Annotated in this window: 18 protein-coding genes; 5 read left to right on the forward strand and 13 right to left on the reverse strand. The window is 69.5% G+C overall.

The genetic code is table 11. From position 1 onward, the window contains the following. The first annotated feature begins 6 nt into the window (after positions 1 to 6). Both AFR_RS43560 and AFR_RS12595 read left to right on the forward strand, forming a co-directional pair. Positions 7 to 756: a cellulose binding domain-containing protein gene (locus tag AFR_RS43560; protein WP_023360844.1), complete on the forward strand. Its 750-nt coding sequence runs from the start codon at positions 7 to 9 to the stop codon at positions 754 to 756. 30 nt (positions 757 to 786) lie between these two features. Then, positions 787 to 1,926, forward strand: coding sequence for a Fic family protein (locus AFR_RS12595; protein ID WP_023360845.1), 1,140 nt, complete (start codon positions 787 to 789; stop codon positions 1,924 to 1,926). Positions 1,927 to 2,108: 182 nt separating this feature from the next. On the opposite strand, the gene AFR_RS12600 is transcribed toward AFR_RS12595, so the two are convergent. The 5 genes from AFR_RS12600 to AFR_RS12620 form a co-directional block, all read right to left on the reverse strand. After that, a complete protein-coding gene (locus AFR_RS12600) occupies positions 2,109 to 2,777 on the reverse strand; it encodes a hypothetical protein (protein WP_023360846.1) in 669 nt (222 codons plus the stop codon). A 232-nt stretch (positions 2,778 to 3,009) separates the two neighbouring features. Beyond that, positions 3,010 to 3,669 carry a hypothetical protein gene (locus AFR_RS12605; protein ID WP_023360847.1) on the reverse strand — a complete coding sequence of 220 codons (660 nt, stop codon included), beginning with the start codon at positions 3,667 to 3,669 and terminating at the stop codon, positions 3,010 to 3,012. Between the two features lie 209 nt (positions 3,670 to 3,878). Then, on the reverse strand, positions 3,879 to 5,543 hold the full coding sequence (locus AFR_RS12610) for an ATP-binding protein (protein WP_084297994.1): 1,665 nt from the start codon (positions 5,541 to 5,543) through the stop codon (positions 3,879 to 3,881). Positions 5,544 to 5,600: 57 nt separating this feature from the next. After that, positions 5,601 to 6,407 carry an alpha/beta fold hydrolase gene (locus AFR_RS12615; RefSeq protein WP_023360849.1) on the reverse strand — a complete coding sequence of 269 codons (807 nt, stop codon included), beginning with the start codon at positions 6,405 to 6,407 and terminating at the stop codon, positions 5,601 to 5,603. Positions 6,408 to 6,441: 34 nt separating this feature from the next. Further along, entirely contained in the window at positions 6,442 to 7,107 is a 666-nt protein-coding gene (locus tag AFR_RS12620) for a DUF4097 family beta strand repeat-containing protein (protein ID WP_023360850.1), read from the reverse strand. Positions 7,108 to 7,334: 227 nt separating this feature from the next. Here AFR_RS12620 and AFR_RS12625 point away from each other — a divergent pair, with 227 nt between their 5' ends. Together AFR_RS12625 and AFR_RS12630 are read left to right on the forward strand one after the other, a co-directional pair. Continuing rightward, entirely contained in the window at positions 7,335 to 8,069 is a 735-nt protein-coding gene (locus tag AFR_RS12625) for a helix-turn-helix domain-containing protein (RefSeq protein ID WP_023360851.1), read from the forward strand. A gap of 27 nt (positions 8,070 to 8,096) precedes the next feature. Then, positions 8,097 to 8,390 carry a hypothetical protein gene (locus AFR_RS12630; protein ID WP_063749601.1) on the forward strand — a complete coding sequence of 98 codons (294 nt, stop codon included), beginning with the start codon at positions 8,097 to 8,099 and terminating at the stop codon, positions 8,388 to 8,390. 189 nt (positions 8,391 to 8,579) lie between these two features. Here the strand turns inward: AFR_RS12630 and AFR_RS12635 are convergent, their stop codons facing one another. Further along, a complete protein-coding gene (locus tag AFR_RS12635) occupies positions 8,580 to 9,266 on the reverse strand; it encodes a response regulator (RefSeq protein WP_023360853.1) in 687 nt (228 codons plus the stop codon). Beyond that, entirely contained in the window at positions 9,263 to 10,423 is a 1,161-nt protein-coding gene (locus tag AFR_RS12640; RefSeq protein WP_023360854.1) for a sensor histidine kinase, read from the reverse strand. The genes AFR_RS12635 and AFR_RS12640 overlap by 4 nt, the downstream gene beginning before the upstream one ends. Positions 10,424 to 10,509: 86 nt before the next feature. Between AFR_RS12640 and AFR_RS12645 the strand changes: the two genes are divergently transcribed. Then, complete coding sequence (locus tag AFR_RS12645; protein ID WP_023360855.1) at positions 10,510 to 12,507, forward strand: alpha/beta fold hydrolase; 1,998 nt, start codon at positions 10,510 to 10,512, stop codon at positions 12,505 to 12,507. A 60-nt stretch (positions 12,508 to 12,567) separates the two neighbouring features. Here the strand turns inward: AFR_RS12645 and AFR_RS12650 are convergent, their stop codons facing one another. The 6 genes from AFR_RS12650 to AFR_RS12675 form a co-directional block, all read right to left on the reverse strand. Then, the gene (locus AFR_RS12650; protein WP_023360856.1) at positions 12,568 to 14,136 is read right to left on the reverse strand and encodes a ricin-type beta-trefoil lectin domain protein; all 1,569 of its coding nucleotides are present in this window, start codon (positions 14,134 to 14,136) and stop codon (positions 12,568 to 12,570) included. A 140-nt stretch (positions 14,137 to 14,276) separates the two neighbouring features. Further along, complete coding sequence (locus tag AFR_RS12655) at positions 14,277 to 15,017, reverse strand: ABC transporter permease (protein WP_023360857.1); 741 nt, start codon at positions 15,015 to 15,017, stop codon at positions 14,277 to 14,279. A gap of 1 nt (position 15,018) precedes the next feature. Beyond that, on the reverse strand, positions 15,019 to 15,936 hold the full coding sequence (locus AFR_RS12660) for an ABC transporter ATP-binding protein (protein WP_023360858.1): 918 nt from the start codon (positions 15,934 to 15,936) through the stop codon (positions 15,019 to 15,021). A gap of 40 nt (positions 15,937 to 15,976) precedes the next feature. After that, positions 15,977 to 16,744, reverse strand: a complete 768-nt coding sequence (locus AFR_RS12665) for an SDR family NAD(P)-dependent oxidoreductase (RefSeq protein WP_023360859.1) — start codon at positions 16,742 to 16,744, stop codon at positions 15,977 to 15,979. Positions 16,745 to 16,848: 104 nt separating this feature from the next. Next, positions 16,849 to 18,219, reverse strand: a complete 1,371-nt coding sequence (locus tag AFR_RS12670) for an aldehyde dehydrogenase family protein (RefSeq protein WP_023360860.1) — start codon at positions 18,217 to 18,219, stop codon at positions 16,849 to 16,851. Further along, positions 18,216 to 19,085, reverse strand: a complete 870-nt coding sequence (locus tag AFR_RS12675) for a fumarylacetoacetate hydrolase family protein (protein WP_023360861.1) — start codon at positions 19,083 to 19,085, stop codon at positions 18,216 to 18,218. The genes AFR_RS12670 and AFR_RS12675 overlap by 4 nt, the downstream gene beginning before the upstream one ends. Positions 19,086 to 19,122: the final 37 nt, after the last annotated feature.

Below are 19,122 nucleotides of genomic sequence, written 5' to 3' on the forward strand. Positions count from 1 at the left end.
CAACCCATGTCACGACGTACGTTCTCCGTGGTCGTCCTCGACTCGCTGCTGAGCCTGGCCACCAAGCTCCAGTCCGGACCGATGCCCGAGCCGCGCGTCCGGACCGCCGGCGCCACCCGCGGCCGGCTGTGGCGCATCCTGATGGTGGCCGGCGTGCTCGCCGCACTGGGCGGGGCCGCGCTGGTGGTCACCGTCCTCATCCGCACGCCCGAAGGCTCGGCCGGCCGGCCCGAGACGGCGGCGGGCCTGCCCGGTCCGCCGATCCCACCCGCCGGTACGGACGCTGTCGAGCCCTCAGCTGTTCCCACGACCCGCCCGGTCCCCACCCTGACACTGCCGTCGTCGGTGGCCACCTCCGCGTCGTCGCGGCCGCCCACCACCTCACCCAGCGCCGGCCGCGGATCGTCCACACCGGAATCGGCCGTCGTGCCGTTGACCGCCCGCTACACCACGTCGTCGGTCACGGCCGGCCTGCTCGGCTACCACCTCGACGTCACCATCACGAACCCGGCCCCGCGCGCTCACACGGACTGGCGCCTGGTCGTCACCCTGCCCCGCTCGACCCTGTCGGTGTCCGGCGTCTCCGGCGCGACCGCCACCCAGGACGGCGCGGCGTGGACGTTCACCCCCGACGACACGACGTCCCGCGTAGCCCCGCGCGCCTCCGTCACCGTCAGTTTCAACGTCAACGGCGCCACACTCCTCAACGCGGCCCCGACCGACTGTCAGATCGACAACACCCCCTGCACCACCTGACGTGATGATTGCGTCATTACATTGTCGGATGTGCTGATTCCCACGCCGAGTCTCACCGCAGCCGACCGGGTGGTCCTGGCCAGCGTTGACGAGATGCGGGACCGTCTTCGTCACCAGGTGCAGGATCGCCCCGGAAAGTCGACCTCGGGATTGCGGAAGTTCCTGACCGCTGATGCCGTTGCCGCGTCGAACTCGATCGAGGGGTTCCGGGTCAGCACGCAGGATGTCCAGGATCTGATGGACGGCGAGCGGGACGTCGACGTGTCCGACGAGAACCGTAGGGAAACGCTCGCCTACGAGCTCATGATGACCTATGTGCAGTCGCTGCACGACGTCGCCGACTTCGAATACAGCAAGGGCCTGCTGAATGCCTTGCATTGGATGTTGCAAGGCCACCGTCACGCCCGGAACAAGCCGGCCGGGCAGTGGCGTGCTGGACCTGTTTATGTGACTGACCCCCGTGACCCGCTGGTGGCGGCCTACACCGCTCCCGCCGCGTCGGCCGTGCCTGAGCTGATGGCCGAGTTGGTCGCCTGGCTCAACGCCGACAGCGACACGCACCCGTTGATCCGTGCCGCCATGGCCCACCTGCACCTGGTGTCCATCCACCCATGGGCGGACGGCAACGGCCGGATGTCGCGATCGCTGCAAACACTTTTGATTGCCCGAGAAGGTGTCCTCGCCCCGGAGTTCTCGTCGATCGAGGCATGGCTGGGCCGACCCGGCAACACCTGGGAGTACTACCAGGAACTGCAGCGTCGCGGCGCCACCTACCAACCCGACCAGGATGTCTCTGGCTGGATTCGGTTCAATCTGACGGCGTACCACCAGCAGGCGCAGACGGTCCAACATCGGATGGACCGCTCCGCCGCCGTATGGGAGTTGCTCGCCACGTTCGCCGGCAAGTCCGGCCTGGACGAACGAACGATTTCCGCGCTGCACGACGTCGCCGTCGCCGGCCGGGTTCGCCGTACGCGATATGAGCAGGCGGAGGGCCTGACCCTGCAGCAAGCCCAACGTGACCTGCGAGACCTGGCAACCGCTCGCTTGCTCGTCCCTGTCGGCCGTACTCGCGCCCGCTACTACACCGAGGGACCGCAATTCCCCGATTCGGTGTTGGAGCTGGCTCGCACACCGTTCTCCCTCGCTTCGCCCTATACGGCCAGCTGACCTCACACGCCTCGCATTGTCCGCGGAGAACCTAATCTCATTGATGAAACAGGGGCCCCCTGCGGCGAGGTGGTCGGAACGGTGGCATCGCCTGTACATCGACGATCTCCCGGTGCGCTCCCTTCGTGCGGAGCGAGCATGAACGAGTCTCAGCGTGTCGTAGCCGGGCTGCACCGGGAGCATCAGTCGGCGCTGAGACTCGGGCTGCCCTCTAGAAGAACGACGAGCGGGAGCACCGCCGCCGCAAGGCCGGCGATCTCCTCGGGTACGAGCCGCCCTTCCATCTGCACCACCACCTCGCGATCGTGGACACTCCACAACGTCGGCATCTGACCCGCCAGATGTGCGTCGGTCAGGTGCGGGCCGAACCACTGCTGCAGAGTCTCCGGCTGGCGTGTCGAGATGCGGAACCGTCGGTCGAACTCGTCGTGTCCGAGCTCGGTCTCGGTCGAGCCCAACGTCTTGCGGTCGGCTGGGCTGAGCACGCCGATCGGTGAGACCCTCCAGACCGTTGTCGTGGGCAGCGCGACACGCAGCTCGGCACAGACGCCGATCCACGGCTCCCACGTGTCGTTCTCGAGGGCGTAGTACTGACCGACGCTGACACGCCGGCCGTCCACCATCCCGGTGACCAAGTTGCGTACCTTCGGGCGGCCGCCGACACGGCGGGGTAGCCACCGCACCCAGCCTTCGCGTGGCTTCGGCGTCAGCGTCCAGCCGCTCTGCTCCGCCCAGCCTTCGAGCTCGCGCCGCTGCCGCTGCTGCTTCGACCGCTCGTACAGCACCACCAGCACGACAATCAGCAGTACGACGGTCGCCATACCGACGACCGTCAGGGCGCCGTAGCTCATGTCTGCTCCTCGGGGTCGGCGCGTATCCGCCGGCGGAGGCCCCACGGACACCTGGCCTGATCATAGGAAGCACATGGCAACCGGCTGTAGCGCCGGCCCGCCAGGACCCTCGAATGCCCCGGTAGCTGATTTTTCCGGAACCCGCCGTCGCAGTCGACGAGGCCGATAGTCGAATTTGGTGCTCCAGACGAAACGATGACGGTCGCACGCACGACCGGGTCGCAGGACGCCGTCAGCCGTCTGTCGCGTCAGCGGGTTTAGTTGCAGCGGGCCCGTTTCGCCGTGCGGCGGCCCATGTCCAGAGAGCAAAACCCACGGCCATGGCCAGCATGGTCTGCACTCCGCGTGGCGAGAAGATGTGGCTGTCGATGAACGACCAGCCGGCGACCAGCAGCACCACGGTTCCGGGAAGCACCCGGAGGCCGTGCCTGCTGCCCAGCGCGACCGACGCGGCGAGCGTGGCGGCGAGGAAGGCGTACACGCCGACGGCTCCGAGGCGGTCGCCCGCCTCATAGAGCGCCACCACCAGTCGTCGCAGCTCGGTCGGGTCCCCGGGCTGCCCGGCGACGGTGCCCGCGCCGATCCCTGCCACCGCGTCCAGACCGGTGTAGCCGACGGCGTAGACCGCCGCGCAGATCCAGGCGATCATCCGGGCCACCCGGGGAACGCCGGCGCGGGGTCGTTCCCGCAGCAGCACCACGAATCCCAACGCCAGCAGGGGGAAAATGGGCAGTAGGACGATGTGCAGCCACATCCAGCGGTGGGCCGTCGCGGCGGACAGCCCGGTCGGATGGAGGAGGCCGGCCAATGCCAGCAGCACCGGGCCCAGCGTCACGAGCACCAGCGTCAGCGCCAGGCCCGGGCGGCGAAGGCCGCGGTTCGCGTCGATCATGGCTGTCACCGTCTGACCATGGGAAGGCACTCGATCGTCACAGCGATCGTGGGCTGGTCAAGATCATCCTGAACGGCAGCACCCGCATACGAACCTCCAGACATCCACGTGCCGCCTCGACACGTCTTTCGAGGAAAGGTACGCGGCGCGCTCAGCGAAGGATGTAGCCGCAATGGTTTCGTAAGATCTTCGCGGCTGCCCGAAGGCGATCAGAGCTCGGCGGTCAGCTGCACCCGCGCCGGTAGCGACACGATGAAGCGGGTGCCGCCGTCGGTGCCGGGCTCGGCGCTGATCGTGCCGTCGTGCGCCTCGACGATGGCCTTGGTCACCGCCAGCCCCAGGCCGGTGCCTTTGATGCCGAGTCCGGTGGCGGTGCTGGCCCGGAAGAACCGATCGAACAGATGTGGATACTGCTCAGCGGGGATACCGATGCCGGTGTCGGCGATTGTCAGGACGAACCGATCGTCGTGGTGGCGGGCGGTGACGGTGACGGTCCCCCCGGGCAGGGAGTATTTGACGGCGTTGGACAGCAGGTTGTCCAGAACCTGTTGCAGGCGGCGGGGCTCACCGGGGATGACCGGTAGCGGTTCGACCTCGGATATCAGTGTCACCTGGCGGGCGGAGGCGGTGATCCGATGCGTACGCACGGCGTCCTGGATCAACGGGCCGGGATCAAGGGGCACAAGGTGGAACTGCTTGCCGGCATCGAGCTGGGCGAGGTCGAGCAGGTCGTCGACCAGATGGGTGAGCCGGGCGCTGGTGTGGTCGATGACGGTGAGGTCCTGACGCAGAACCTCCGGGAGGTCGGGGTCGGCCGCCATCAGTTCGGTGTACCCCCGGATGACCCCGATCGGGTTGCGCAGTTCGTGGCTGACCACGGCGACGAGGTCGTCCTTCATCTTGTCCAGCTCACGCAGCTGACGTACCTGGAGTTGTTCCTGTTCGAGGAGTTGCTCGCGCTGGTCGGCGAGCCGGCGGCGCTCGGTGATGTCGTGCAGGAAGGCGTGGAAGACCGGCCGGTCCCGTTCCATGGCCATCTGCATCGTCATCTCGACGGGGAACTCGCGGTTGTCGCGGTCGGTGGCGATCAGTTCCACGCGCTGGCCGGACAGTCTTGATCGCCCACCCTGACGCACCCGCTCGAGGCCGGCGCGGTGCGCGTCGTGAAATCGTTCCGGAATCATCAGCTCGGTCGCGGGGCGGCCCATCGCTTCGGCGGCCGACCAGCCGAACAATCGATGGGCCGCGTCGTTCCACGCGGTCACCAGCCCGGCGTGATCCATGGACACGAAGGCGTCCTGGGTGGTGTCCAGGACCGTCTGCATCCGGGCCGACGACAACATCAGCTCTCCGTGCGCCGTGTACAGGGCGATCTCGGACTCGGCGTTGGCCGCGAGGTCTTGCAGGATCTCCACCTCGTCCTCGGTCCACTGCCGGGGCCGGCCGTCGATGGCGCAGAACGAGCCCAGCACCTGCCCGTCCGGGGAGTGCAGCGGGAAGCCGGCATAGGCGATGACGTTGAGATCGCGAATGGCCAGGTTTCCGCAGAGCCGGCCGTCGGCCCGGGCGTCGGTGATCACCAGTGGCGCCTGGTCGGTGACGACGTACTGGCAGAACGAGTGCGACAGCGGGGTCTGCCCCCGTGAGGCCCAGGGCTCTTCGAGTCCGACCGCGCTCACGAACACCTGCCGGTCGACGTCGACCAGCGACACCAGGGCCACCGGCATCTTGACCAGCCGGGTGGCCAGCCGGGTGAGCCGGTCCAGCGACGTCGCGGAGTCGGCGTCGAGCAGTCCGGTGGCCCGCAGCGCCTGCAACCGGACAGGGTCATCGACCCGGCCCTGGACCCGCAGCTGAATAACATTGTCAGCCATCGCGAACTCCTGATCGGCCGGCGATCGCCGAAGCTGAGGGAAACCCCGCTGACGCTTTCAGATGTCGAGAGGTACGTGGACGGCTGCCACTTCCCGGACCGCCGCGGCCACGGCCGCGTGGTCCTTGTGCAGGATCTTGCTGTGGTTGCTGGGGACCTTGGCGCTGATCCGGATGTGCGGGTTGCGGGCCACCACCTTGGTCAGACTCGCGCGGATCACCTCCTGTTCGTCGCCCTTGCTGCCGAGCGAGGTGCCGGAGGCCAGGACGTAGCGGGTGGGGACGGTGATGCCGTCCAGGACCGGGCCGAGCTGGCGTTCCCGGGAGATCTTTCCGAGTTCGATGTTGCTGGTGGCCTGCTGTTCGGCGGTCAGGCGGGGGACCAGGCCGGTCGGGCGCAGCAGCGGCATGAACCAGGCCATCCGCTTGAACATCGTGCGGATCCGTTCCTCCATGGCGTCGTCGAGCCAGTCGTGCGGCATCGCGCCGTCGACCAGGACCGCGCCGATCGCACGGTCCGGGTTGCGCCCGGCCCAGTGCGCCCCGAGGAACGCGCCGTAGGACCATCCGACTACCAGCGCCCGGTCCACCCCGCGGGCGGCGAGGACGGCGTCGATGTCGCGGATACCGGCCTCGAACGAGTAGTCGGCCGACGTTTGCGACTTCCGGCCGCGAGCGCGTTCGTCGTAGGTGATGTGCCGCCAGCCGGCGCCGAGGTCGGCGATGACTCGCTTCCAGTAGCCCTGGGTCGCGAACTGCCCGTTCAGGTAGACGACCGGGATGCCGGTGCCGCCGGTGTCGGTGCAGGCGAGGGCGGTGTCGTCGATCGGGATCATGCCGGTCCACGGGGTGACGGTGCTGGTCATGTCGTGCTCCTGTTCGAGAAGAGTGAGGGGGGAGTCAGAGGCTGCGGGCGGTGATGTCGCCCTGGGCGGTGGTGGCGCGGATGTCGAGACCGGCGGTGCCGTCGTTCTTCAGGGCGTTGCTGACCCGGCCGAGAGCGGTGCCGGCGTCCAGGGTGGCCGAGACGCCAGTGGCGGCGGCCACGGTGATGTCGCCCTGCTGGGTGGTGAGCAGGAGGGTGCCCTGGACAGCTTCGGCGATCCGGATGTCACCCCGGCCGGTGCTGATCTCGGCGGGACCGGTGAGGCGCCCCACTTCGACGTCGCCGTCGATCGCGGTCAGCCGTACGTTCGCCGCCTCGTCGATCTTGATCCGCCGGTAGGCACCCTCAAAGCTGACGTCACCGAGCCGGCCGACGCCCCGCAACTCGGTGCTCGCGGACCTGCCCTCGACCCTCGACCCGGCCGGCAGTTGGACCGTGACCTCGACCGATCCGGTCGGGCCGACGAGCCTGTTCGACGGCTGCGAGGACTCGATCCGCAGGGCGCCGTCGGCGTACGTGACGGTGGTCTGCTCGGCGGCCCGGACGTCGCGGCTCCTGCCGGGGTCGGCGGGGCGCACCTCGACGACGGTGTCGGCGCGCTCGGCGGCGATGAACTGGATGCGCCCGGCCGGGATGTCGAGAACGGCGGCGATCGGGGCGGGGGTGGCGAAGGTCTGCATGAGGTTCTCCAGTGTTTGCAGCTCGTTTCTGATGTGGGAAACGCTACGTTGCTTTCACCGATCAGACAACAAAGAAATTGCAACAGCATCGTGAAGTACCAGCTCAAGACGTATAAAGCGTTGCAACTGCCGGTGCGGTAACGCAATATTCGACTGTGCTTGCTTTGCAATGACCAGAAGCGAACGCTACGGTGGCCCGGTTGCGACCCACCATCGAGGAGACCGTGATGCCGGGAGGCAGACTCACCCAGCAGGAGCGTCAGCAGATTGCCCTCGGCCTGGCCGACGATCTGTCGTACGCCGAGATCGCCCGGCGTCTCGACCGCCCGACCTCCACGGTCACCCGTGAGGTGATGCGCAACGGCGGCCCCATCGGCTACCGCGCCGACCTGGCGCACCGGGCCACCGAGCGCCGCGCGCACCGCAGTCGTGCGGCCGCCGCCCGGGGTCCCGCATCGGGCGACGGCCTGGAGGGGCGCGACACCGACGCCGTCACCGAGTACGCGGAGACGCTCACGACCGTGCTCATGGCCTCAGGTCTGTCCCGCATGGGCGCCCGCGTGCTGACCTTTCTCTTCATCACCGACAGCGGCAGCCTGACGGCGTCCGAGCTGGCCCTGAAGATGCGGGTCAGCCCGGCGTCGGTCTCCAAGGCGGTTGCCTTCCTGGAGACGCAGAGCCTGGTCCGCCGCGAGCGTGACGAGCGCCGCCGCGACCGTTACATCGTCGACGACGAACTCTTCTACCAGGCGACCATCGCCAGCGCGCGGGCCAACGACCAACTGGTCGCCGTCGCCCGCCAAGGTGTCGCCGTTCTCGGTCCGGACACCGGTGCGGCGGCCCGCCTGGAAAACGTGGCCCGCTTCCTGGACTTCATCAGCGAGAGCGTCACCCGGGCCGCAGACCAGGCGCGGGCCGTGCTCCACTCCACGCCGGAGCCGTCAGCCGCAGATCAGGATTGAGTGGTGCCGTCTTCCTAGAGTGTGTCCATGGCCAGACCTGAGACGGCTGCAATGATCGCTGCTTCCCGGTTCGTGACTGCTCATGCCTTGTTCGAGGGCCGGGCTGATCTCGAGGGCTACCCGTTCCAACTCCTCGGCGTGGTGTCACAGCGCGGAACCGGCACGGAAAACCTGAGTGCGGCGCTTGCGGGCGCCGAGATGTTGATCCCGTACGGGTGGGAGCTGGTCAACGTATCGGAGTTCACCGGAAGCAATCATGCCTGCGCCGTCATGCGTCGCAAGGCGGCTCGATTCCCAGTCGCTGGAGAGCCGACGCCTTGACGGAGAGGACCTGGAGGCATCCGAAGGTGCCGTCCTCCCACTGGACGCGGTAGGAGTCCACCCGTCGTTCCCGGGGATCGAACGGATCCCAGTCGATACCCCACCGTCGCAGTCAGGCGTCGTACGCCCGGTGCCGCTCGCGCGCCGACGCGTAGTGGTCGCTCGTCTGTACGACGACCCAGTCCGTTGTCATGCCCGCATCCTAGGGGGTGTCTGGCGTGGGGACCGCTCAGCGAATCCGGTCAGGTGCGCGTACGCGACCGCGTGGGTCCGGTCCCGCAGTTGCAGCTTGCGCAGGATGTTCGAGATGTGGGTCTTCACGGTCTGCTCGCCGATGTGCAGGTGGCGGGCTATCTCGGCGTTGCTGTGCGCTCGTGACAGCGACTGCAGCACCTCACGCTCGCGCCCGGTCAGCTGTTCGAGCTCCACGGGCAGCGCGACCGGGTCCAGGGCGTCGGCGAAGCGGGTGAGGTGCCGGCGCACGATCGACGGATCGATCAGGACGTCACCGCGGGCCGCGATGCGCACGGCGGCGATGAGTTCCTCCGGCGGCATGGATTTGAGCAGAAAGCCCCGTGCCCCCGCACTGACGGCCTGGTGGACGTACTCGTCGGTGTCGTGGGTGGTCAGCACCACGATCTGCGTACGGTTGCCGGGCAGCGCCAGGATCGCCCGGGCCGCACCGAGGCCGTCCCGGCGCGGCATCCGGATGTCGAGGACGGCCACGTCCGGTCGCAGCCGCTGGACGTCGGCGACGGCCTGTTCGCCGTCGCCTGCTTCCGCCACGCAGACAAGGTCGTCCTGGGTCTCGAGGATCGCGCGGAGTCCCGAGCGGAAACCTTCGTGGTCGTCGGCGATCAGCACCGAGATCGTCATGCCGGCTCCCTCGTGTCGAAGGAGACTGCGGTGCTCCAGATGCGCGTGCCCGCACCGGGTCCAGCTTGCAACCGGCCGCCGAGCGCGTGGACCCGGTTGCGGATCCCGGCCAGCCCGCGGCCACTGCCACTCACCGGTCGCGTCGGCTGGTACGGGTTCAACGTCTCGACCTCGACGGCGGTGACCCCGTACCGGACGGTGACCGTGATGACGCCGCCGTCGCCGTGGCGCAGCGCGTTGGTCAGCATCTCCTGAACGACACGGTAGAGCGCGATGTCCACCGCCGGTGGCGGCACGAACGGTTCACCGATGACCTCCAGCCGCACCGGGATGGAGGCCGCCCGGAAGCCGTGCAGCAGGTTGTCGATGTCGGCCAGGCCCAGTTGCTCGGCGGAGCGCTCACCGTGCAACAGGTCCAGCATGTTGCGCAGATCGCCGAGCGCCGACCGGCTGGCGTCCTCCACCGACCGCAGCGAGGAGAGGGCGGACGGGTCGGCGTCCGTCCTCGCCAGGCGCAACCGGGCGGCTCCGGCGTGCGCGCTGATCGCACTGACATGGTGCGTGACCACGTCGTGCAGGTCCCGCGCGATTCCGGCCCGGTCGGCGGCGATGGCCCGGCTCACCGCCTCGCGGGCGTCGCGCTCCTCCTGTTCGGTCTCGCGCTGCATTTCGTCGAGGAACTGCCGCCGCGACGTCGTGTAGCGGCCCACCATCCAGGAGATCAGACCCGTCTTCAGGGCGGCGATGACCACGGTTTCGTCGAACGGGTATCCGCGGGCCATGAACGCCGGCACCAGACCGACGACCACCACCGCGAGCGACGCGACAGCGGGTACGCCCCGCAACCACGCCCCGGCGCGGTAGGTCGCCACGAGGACACCGGCCTCGTTGAGCCGCACACTCGGTGGCCCGCCCAGCAGCAGGCCGCAACCGGCGTTGACCGCCACCGCAGCCGCGGCGACCCACCCCGACCACCGGGTCCGCGTCGCCAGCAGCGCATCGGCCGCCACGACGGCGAGCAGCACGAAGACCCAGGAGAAGGTGCCGGCCGGGTCGCCCTGCGCGAGGTAGGCCAGTACGTCGACGAGCACACACGCTCCGGCCACCAGCAGCGACTGGCCGGCCAGGAAGCGGCGTGCTCGGTCGGAACGGCTCACCCGGCGATCATGACGGATGGAGGTCCGCCACGCCTCCCTCGCGTGAGGGAGGTTACCGACGCCGGCAGCCCTTAGCTTCTGCTGTCATGGAAGACATCGGCCCTCGTCGCCGCGCCCTGCTCCGTACCGCCGCGCTGGTCGCCACCGCGGGGATCATCATCGCGCTGGCCTTCCTGACCGTGCGCCCCGGCAGCACCCTGGCCGTGCCGGACGGCGCGCGGGCCGGTGAGCTGTCGATGAGCCCGTGCGACTACCGGACCGAGGCGGGCACCCGGGCGGCCGAATGCGGCACTCTGGTCGTACCGGAGAACCGCAACGACCCGGCAGCGGACCTGATCGCGCTGCCGGTGATCCGGATCCCCGCCGAGGTGGAGCAACCCCGTGAACCCGTCTTCCGGCTGGGTGGCGGCCCCGGCTCCACCAACATGAAGTTCCCCGAAGCGAGCAGGCTCACCGCCGACCGCGACGTGGTCCTCGTCGGCTACCGCGGCGTCGACGGGTCGCGGCGCCTCGACTGTCCCGAGGTGGCCGGATTGCGGCACGCCGAGGGCGACCTCACCGGTGCCGGGTCGCAGCAGGCCGCCCGGCTGGGCTTCACCGCCTGCGCCCGGCGTCTGACCGGCGACGGTGTCGATCTGCGTGGGTACTCCGTCGCTCAGCGTGTCGACGACCTCGAGGCCGCCCGGACCGCGCTGGGCTACCAGAAGATCAACCTGATCAGCTCCAGCGCCGGGACCCGCACCGCGATGGTCTACTCCTGGCGACACCCCACCGCGCTGCTGCGTTCCGCGATGGTCGGGGTGAACCCGCCGGGCCACATGGTCTGGGACCTGGCGATCACCGACAAACAGATCTCCCGGTACGCCCGGCTGTGTGCCGCCGACACCCGGTGTTCCACCCGTACGGACGACCTGGCGGCCTCGATGCGCGAGGCCGCCACCGACATGCCCCGGCGCTGGGGGCCGTTCGCCATCCACGCGGGCAGTGTGCGGGCGGCCAGCATGTTCGGCATGCACCACAACGGCCCCGGCTCCGCGCCGCTGAACGCGCCCACCGTGATCGACGCCTACCTCAACGGACCCGGCGCTCTGTGGGCGATGTCGGTGCTCGGCGAGGTGCAGCTGCCCGATTCGATCGTCTGGGGCGAGTTCGCCTCGTTCGCCATGATCGACGCACCCGCGGCGCAGAGCTTCTACCAGGCCGGCGGTGATCCCGGCTCGGTGCTGCGCAGCGACGGCACGAACTTCCTCTGGGGCGGGCCCTCCGGCTTCTCCACCGTGTGGCCGGACAGCCCGGACAACGCGCCGTACCGGGCGCCGCAGCTCAGCACCGTGGAGACCCTCCTGGTCAGCGGCACCCTCGACTTTTCCACCCCAGCCGAGACGGCCACCGATGACCTGCTGCCCCTGCTGCCCAAAGGCCACCAGGTCATCCTGCCGGAGCTGGGTCACAGCGCTGATTTCTGGGACAACGCCGACGCGAGCCGGCACCTGCTGAACACCTTCTACGACAGCGGCCGGATCGACGACTCGAAGTTCGGGACCCGCCCGGTTGCCTTCGACCCCGGACCGCTGACCATGTCCACCATCGCCGCCATCCTGCTCGGCGTCGCCGTCATCGCGGCGGTGCTCGGCCTGGGCCTGCTGACCGTGCTGGTCCGCCGGGCACGTCGCGGCGGGTTCAGCCACCGGGCCGGCATGTGGTTACGGATTCTCACGCCGTTACCTCTCGGCCTCGGCGGCTGGTTCCTCGCTGTCCTGCTGATCTGGTCGCTGGACCTGAACACCTTCATCGCGGGAACCAGCGCGGTGATTCCCGCCGTGAGCGTGGCGGTCGGCCTCGGCACCTGGGCGGCCTGGGTGCGGCACAACCGTCCGCGTCGCACCGCCCTGGCCGTCGCCCTCGGTGCGGCCGTCGCGGGCGCCCTGCTGGGTTACAGCGCCGGCGCGACTTTGACCGCACCCCTGACCGCGATCGCCGGAGCGGCCGCAGCGGCGAACCTCGGCCTGCTGATCCTCGACCATCGCCTTCACCGCCCCCGGGCGGCGGTCGCCTCGGAAAGTCCGGTTCCGGCAAGCGTCTGACGGGGAACGCCGGCCGTGCCGGTCGCGCTGATGGCGACCGGCACGGGACGAGAGCTCCGTCTAGCCGCGGCGCCACTTCTGGTTCGCGCCGCCCGTGCACTCCCACAGCACCAGCACGGCGCCGTCGTTGGGGTTCCAGGCGTCGATGTCGGCGCACTTGTTCGCCTGCGGGTTCACCAGGTCACCGGCGGCCGACAGGACCCACTGCTGCGCCGGGTTGCCGGAGCAGGTGACGATCTGCAGGATCGCGCCGTTCGCCGTCGAGCCCCACGCCACGTCCATGCACTTGTTGTTCCCGGTACGCAGCGTGCCGTTGACGAACTCCCACTTCTGGGCCGCGGAGCCGTTGCAGTTCCACATCTGCACCCGTACGCCGTCGGAGAAGTTGCCGTTCGGGATGTCCAGGCAACGGCCGTTCAGGGCGCTGATGACCGCACCGCCGGCGCTGCCCCCTCCGCTGGTGACCAGGGCGATGCCCCACCGCGACAGGATCGGGTTGACCGGCTGGAACCAGGTCTGCGGGCTGGCCGAGCCGCAGCCGCCGGAGATACCGGAGGTGACGCCCTGGGCCTGGTTACCGGCGATGACCGAACCACCCGAGTCGCCCGGGTTGGCGCAGGCGTTCATCCGGCTCATGCCGTACACGGGGCCGTTCGAGTAGTTGATCGTCTCGTTGCGACCCTGCAGGGTGCCGCAGGTCCACGAGGAGGTGCGGCCCGAGCGGCAGATCGAGGAACCGATCGCGGCGTCGTTGGAGCCGGCCACGATCACGTTGCCGCCGGAGTAGTTGTTCACCCACGGCTGCGGGGTCCAGTTGCCGTTGGCGGCGACGTAGGCCATGTCGGTGTTCGGGAACTCCGACTCCTGGAAGCTGCCCAGGTCGACGTTGTTGAAGCCCTTGACCGGGGCGCCCCGGCCGCCGCAGTGACCGGCGGTCACAAAACCGGGCGCACCGCCCCGGCGAGCGGGGAAGCCGACCGAGCAGAGCGTGTTGCCGTTGATCACGTACTGGTCGCCGCCGCGGATGTCGTACACCGGCTTGGGTGCGGTCGCGGAGGTCTCGACGGTGACCTCGGCGACGCCGCTGTCCTTGGCGAACTTGCGGGCCTTGGCCTCGGCTCCGGGCTTGACCGTCACGACGACGCTGTTGGTCGCCGGGTCGATACGCCAGGCGCGGATGGTGTCGTCCGCCTTGGCCCCGCGCTTGTCGAGCTTCGCCCGGTCGGCCGCGAGAGCGCTCTCACTGCGGTCGACAAGGTAGGCCTCGGCACCCTCGGCCCGGACCTCCTTCGCGGCGGTCTCGGTGGTGACGGCGACGGTCAGGCGCTCCTCGCCCTTCTTGATCCAGGCGCCGCCGTACTGTTTGCCCAGCTTCGCCTGCAGGCGCTTCTGCACGACCGGTGCCGCGGCCTCGGTGCGCAGGCGCTCGGCGATCTGCGCGTCGCTGAGCTTCAGGTCGCGCTTCATCGCCGCGACGACACCGGCCGGCAGGTCCAGGGTCTGCGGCACGTCGACCCGCGGGTACGGACTGGGGGAGGGTTTGTCGGCGGCAAAACTCAGCAAGGGCGTCATGCCGACCGCCGCCACCGCAACTGCGGCAACCGCGATCCACCGGTACGGACGAGCCATGGGGGGACTCCTCGAGTGGGGGAACGTGAACGAATACCTCGCTCACTCGCATCGAAGTCTGCTGATTCTTTAACAAAGTGTCAAGAATCAGCGAGATCCCCCCGCTGGTACGTGACCTGCACCTTTCGCCGGTCCGCCGTTCACTCCCAGCGGAACCAGCGGGCGGCGACCACCATCGGGACGACCGTCCACAGCACGAGCACTGCCAGGTGGGACCACGCCGGCCAGCTGCCACTGGCCGCCTGGTTCAGCGCCTGCGCCGCCGCGCCGAAGGGCAGCAGCGCGATGATCTGCCGCACCACGTCCGGCAGCACCTGGATCGGCACGTAGATGCCGGCCGCGAACATCGCGGGGAACAACGCCGCCAGGCCGACAGCCTGGGCGGCCTTCGCGGTGCGTGCCAGCGCGGTGATCACCGAGCCGGTCGCCAGCCCGGCGAGGGTGGCGAGCAGCAGAGTCACCCCGTACGCGAGGGGCTGTTCCGGCAGCGCGACGCCCCAGACCAAGCGGCCGACGGCAATGGCGAGCACACCGCCGAGGATCGCGGCCACGGCGTGCAGGGCCATCTGCGCGATCAACAGGTCGGCCAGCCGAGCCGGTGTCGTACGCATCCGGCGCAGGATGCCGCGTTCCCGGTAACCGGTCAGGGTGCCCGGCAGGGACAGCAGACTCGCCGTGACCAGGGCGACGAGCACCACGCTCGGCACGTAGAAGTCGATGATCCGGTTACCGCCCAGCCCTTCGTCGATCTCCCGGTACTTCGGGATCAGGCCGAAACCGAGGAGCAGCAGGGACGGGAAGGCGAGCACCCAGAACAGCGAGCCCGGCTCCCGGGCGAACAGCTTGGTCTCGGCCTTGAGCACGGCGGCGGACGCGGACATGTCAGGATCCCTCCGGTGCCTCGGCGTTCGCGGTGATGCTCAGGAACGCGTCGTCCAGGGTGGCGTCCACGATGCGCAGCCCCTGCGCTGAGATGCGCTCACGCACGATCATGGAGATCAGGGCGTCGACCGTGTCGTCGCTGCCCCGGACAACCACCTTCGCCCCCTCGTAGGCGACCGACACAGTGCCCGGGAGAGACTCGAGCTTGCCCTCCGGCAGCGGCTCCGACAGCCGGAACGAAATCACGATGGCACCCGCCGAGCTGCTGATCAGTTCATCCGGGGTGCCGAGGGCCACCACCTCGCCCCGGTCGAACACCGCGACCCTGTCGCACAGGTACTGCGCTTCCTCCATGAAGTGCGTGACCAGCAGGATCGTCACACCGGAGGCGTTGATGTCCCGGACCAGCTCCCAGGTCCGGCGGCGGGCGCGAGGGTCGAGCGCGGTGGTCAGCTCGTCGAACACCACCACCCGCGGATTGCCCAGCAGGCTGAGCGCGATGAACAGGCGCTGTTTCTGGCCGCCGGAGAGCTTGCCGAACCGCCGGCTCAGCTGCTCCTCGAGGTCCAGGCGCTCGACCAGAGGCCGCCAGTCGGCGGGCCCGGCGTAGAAGGCGCTGTACATCTCCAGCGTTTCCTGCACTGTCAGCTTGGGCTGCAGGTCGCTCGCCTGCAGCTGCACCCCGAGAATCCTTGTCACCTCGTCGCGCTGCCGGTGCGGGTCGAACCCGGCCACCCGGATCGTGCCGGCGTCGGGGATCCGCAGACCCTCCACGCACTCCACCACGGTGGTCTTCCCTGCCCCGTTCGGGCCGAGGATGCCGAAAACCTCACCCTCAGCGACGGTGAAGCTCACGTCGTCTACCGCCGTCACGGCGCCGTAGGTCTTGCGCAGACCCTGAACATCGACGATGGACACGGGCGTCCCCTCCCCAGGAGGAATCCGGCGAGCGGGAGCCTCAGATGGTGACTCCGGTCAGTCGTGCGCAGAGTGCGAGCAGTCCGTCCTGATTCTCCGGAGCGTTCTCCCTCGGGCCCGGCCGCCATGCGCGTTCCGTGTCGTAGTAGTCCGCAGGCACCGCATCCGCCGTCGCCAGCCGGGCCAGACGCTCACCCGCATGAGCGGCATCCAGCGGCGCGCTGTCGCCGTTACGCAAGGTCATCTGGGTCGCCACCCAGCCTGGATCAAAGGCCAGACTCTGCACCTGCGGCCGGCGGCGGCCGACACCCAGGGCCAGCAGGATCAGGTGCAGTTTGGTGTCCTGGTAGGCCTGCCAGCCGTCGAACGGTCGCCGCTCGAAGTTCGGATCATCGAGGTCCAGCAGGCCGTCGCCCGCCAGCGCCGACGATACGAAGATCAAGCGCTGGGCACCGGACAGCAAACCCGTCACCAGGTACGCCGAAAGCGTGTTGACCTGGAACATCAGCTCGTTGCCGTCGGTCGTCAGCTGCCGCTCGGTGGCGTGCTTGAGGCCGAGGCCGGCGTTGAGCACGACGGTGTCGAAGGGTCCGAACTTCTCGGCCTGCGCCGCCATGTCCCGGGTCTGCTGGAACGAGGCGAGATCCGCGACGACCACGCCGGCGGCCCGGGGTACCGCGGCGAGTGCTTCCTCCGCCCGCTGCTCGTTGCGCGCGTGCAGGACCACCTCGTGCCCGGACTCGGTCAGTGCGGCCGCTGCGGCCTGCCCGATTCCCGCGGACGAACCGGTGATGAGGATCGTGGCCAATGTGGCCCGCCTTTCCGAGAGTGAGCCCCACTGTAGACCGGGCCGTGACGCGCGTGGGGGCGGTCGATCACAGCATGATGTCGACCGCCCCACGATGCCGCCGCCTACGGCGTGAGAGTGATCGTGACCGTCCGTGTGTAGAAGTCGCGGGCCGCGGTGCCCTGCTCGCGAGGGCCGTAGCTCGACTCCTTCTCGCCCCCGAACGGGGCATGGAAGTCGACCCCGGTGGTCGGGGCGTTGACCTTCACCATGCCCACGTCCAGCTGGTCCGTCAGGGTCAGCGCCGCTGCGAGGTTCTGCGTGTAGACGGCGGCGACCAGCCCGTGGCGCACGTTGTTGGCGGTTCGCACCGCTGCGTCGGCGGACTCTGCCGGCAGCACCGCACAGACCGGTCCGAAATACTCCTCGCTCAGCAGGTCGTCACCGGGCGGCACGTCCGCCAGGACCGTCGGCGCCTGGAACCAGCCGTCGCCGCCGGGCTGGCGGGTACCGGTCAGCACCTGGGCGCCGCCTGCCTCGGCCCGCCGTACCGCCGCCCGGATCGCCTCGACCGGCCGCGACTCGATGAGCGGACCGACCACCGTGGCCGGGTCCGCCGGATCACCCACCGGCAGCGCCGCGACGGCTGCGGCGAGCCGCTCGGCGAACGGCGCGGCATCGCCGACCACGATCACCCGGCTGGTGGCGGTGCACTTCTGTCCGGCGTAGCCCATCGCCGCCGCGGCGATCGCGGTCGCCGCGGCGTCCTGGTCGGCGTCCGGGAGCACGATGGCGGCGTTCTGACCCCCCATCTCGCACTGCACCGGGATGCCGCGCGTCGCCGCCCGCACCGCGACTGCCTGTCCGGCTCTCACCGAGCCGGTGAACGAGATGGCGTCGGCCGCATCGACCAGGGCTTCGCCGGTGCCGGCCAGGCCGGTCAGGATCGTCAGTACGCCGCGGGGGAGCGCGTCGGCGAACAGTTCGGCCAGCCGTAGCGCCACCGCCGAGGACTGGGGTGCGGGCTTGAGGAGAACGGTGTTGCCGAAGGCCAGGGCCGGCGCGGCCTTCCAGAGCGGAATCGCCACCGGGAAGTTCCAGGGGGTGATCAGCCCGACGACGCCGTGCGGGCGGCGCCGGGTGTGCAGGAGTGAAACACCGTCGGCCGGTGGATACACCTCACCCTCGGGATGCAGGGCCTGCTGGGCGAAGTAGCGCAGGATCGCGACGCCGCGGCCGATCTCGGCGCCGGCCTCGCCGACCGGCTTCCCGACCTCCCGGACCACCAGGTCGGTCAGTTCACCGGTCGCCGACACCACGGCCTCGGCGCAGGCATGAAGGGCAGCCGCCCGCGCCTGCGCCGGTCCGCGTCCCCAAGCGGCAGCGGCGTCCCGGGCCAGGCCGGCGGCTGTCGCCACCTCGTCCGGTGCCGTGTCGGGAACGCGCACGACCAGGTCCGACGGCGCCTGCGGTGAACGGCTCTCGATCGTCGTCACGGTTGTCCCTTTCCTCGGGAAGCATCGCCGACAGCGACGACGGTGTTGGTCAACGTCCCGAAGGCCTCGGACGTTATCTCGATCGTGTCACCCACTCGCGTGGTGAACTCGGCTCCGGGCACAACACCGGTGCCGGTCAGCAGAACCACGCCGGCCGGGAAGCTCAGCGCCCGGAACAACCAGCCGGCCAGGTCCTCGAAACACCGGGTCATCGCCGACGTCGAGGTCGTTCCCGCGTACGCCTGGTGTCCGTCACGCAGCACCCGCAACCCGATCGGGAACGGACCCGGGCCCGCCACCCAGCTCGGCACGATGGCCGGGCCCAGCGCGCAGGAGCGGTCGTAGATCTTGGCTTGCGGCAGGTAGAGGGGGTTCTCGCCCTCGATCGACCGGCTGCTCATGTCGTTGCCCAGGGTGTACCCGAACACTTCGCCGGCCGCGTTGAGCACCAGGCCGACCTCGGCCTCGGGAACATCCCAGCCGGAGTCGGTGCGGATGCCGACCGCGTCGCCGGTGCCGACGACCCGCCACGGGCTGGACTTGAGGAAGAGCTCCGGGCGGTCGCTGTCGTAAACCTGGTCGTAGAGCGAGCCGTGCCCCGACTCCTCCTTGCGCCCGTCGCGGCTGCGCAGGTAGGTGACCCCGGCCGCCCATACTTCCTGCCGGTCCACGGGTGGCAGCGTCGGGTCGCCGGGTCTGTCGCCGCGGGCCTGGTGGCCGGCTGCTTCGACCGCAGCGCGAGCCTGGTCGAGCGGCAGGGCGAGCAGGCCGGCGAGAGTGCCGTCGAGGTCGCCCCACTTGCCGTCCTGGCACACCGCCCAGCGCGAGCCGTCGCCGGTACGCAAGTGGTGAAGAGATGTCAGCATTCGCATCCTCCGGATGTGGGATTGCCGATGAGGACTC

Origin of the sequence: Amorphoplanes friuliensis DSM 7358 (genome assembly GCF_000494755.1) — a bacterium.
GTDB lineage: Bacteria > Actinomycetota > Actinomycetes > Mycobacteriales > Micromonosporaceae > Actinoplanes > Actinoplanes friuliensis.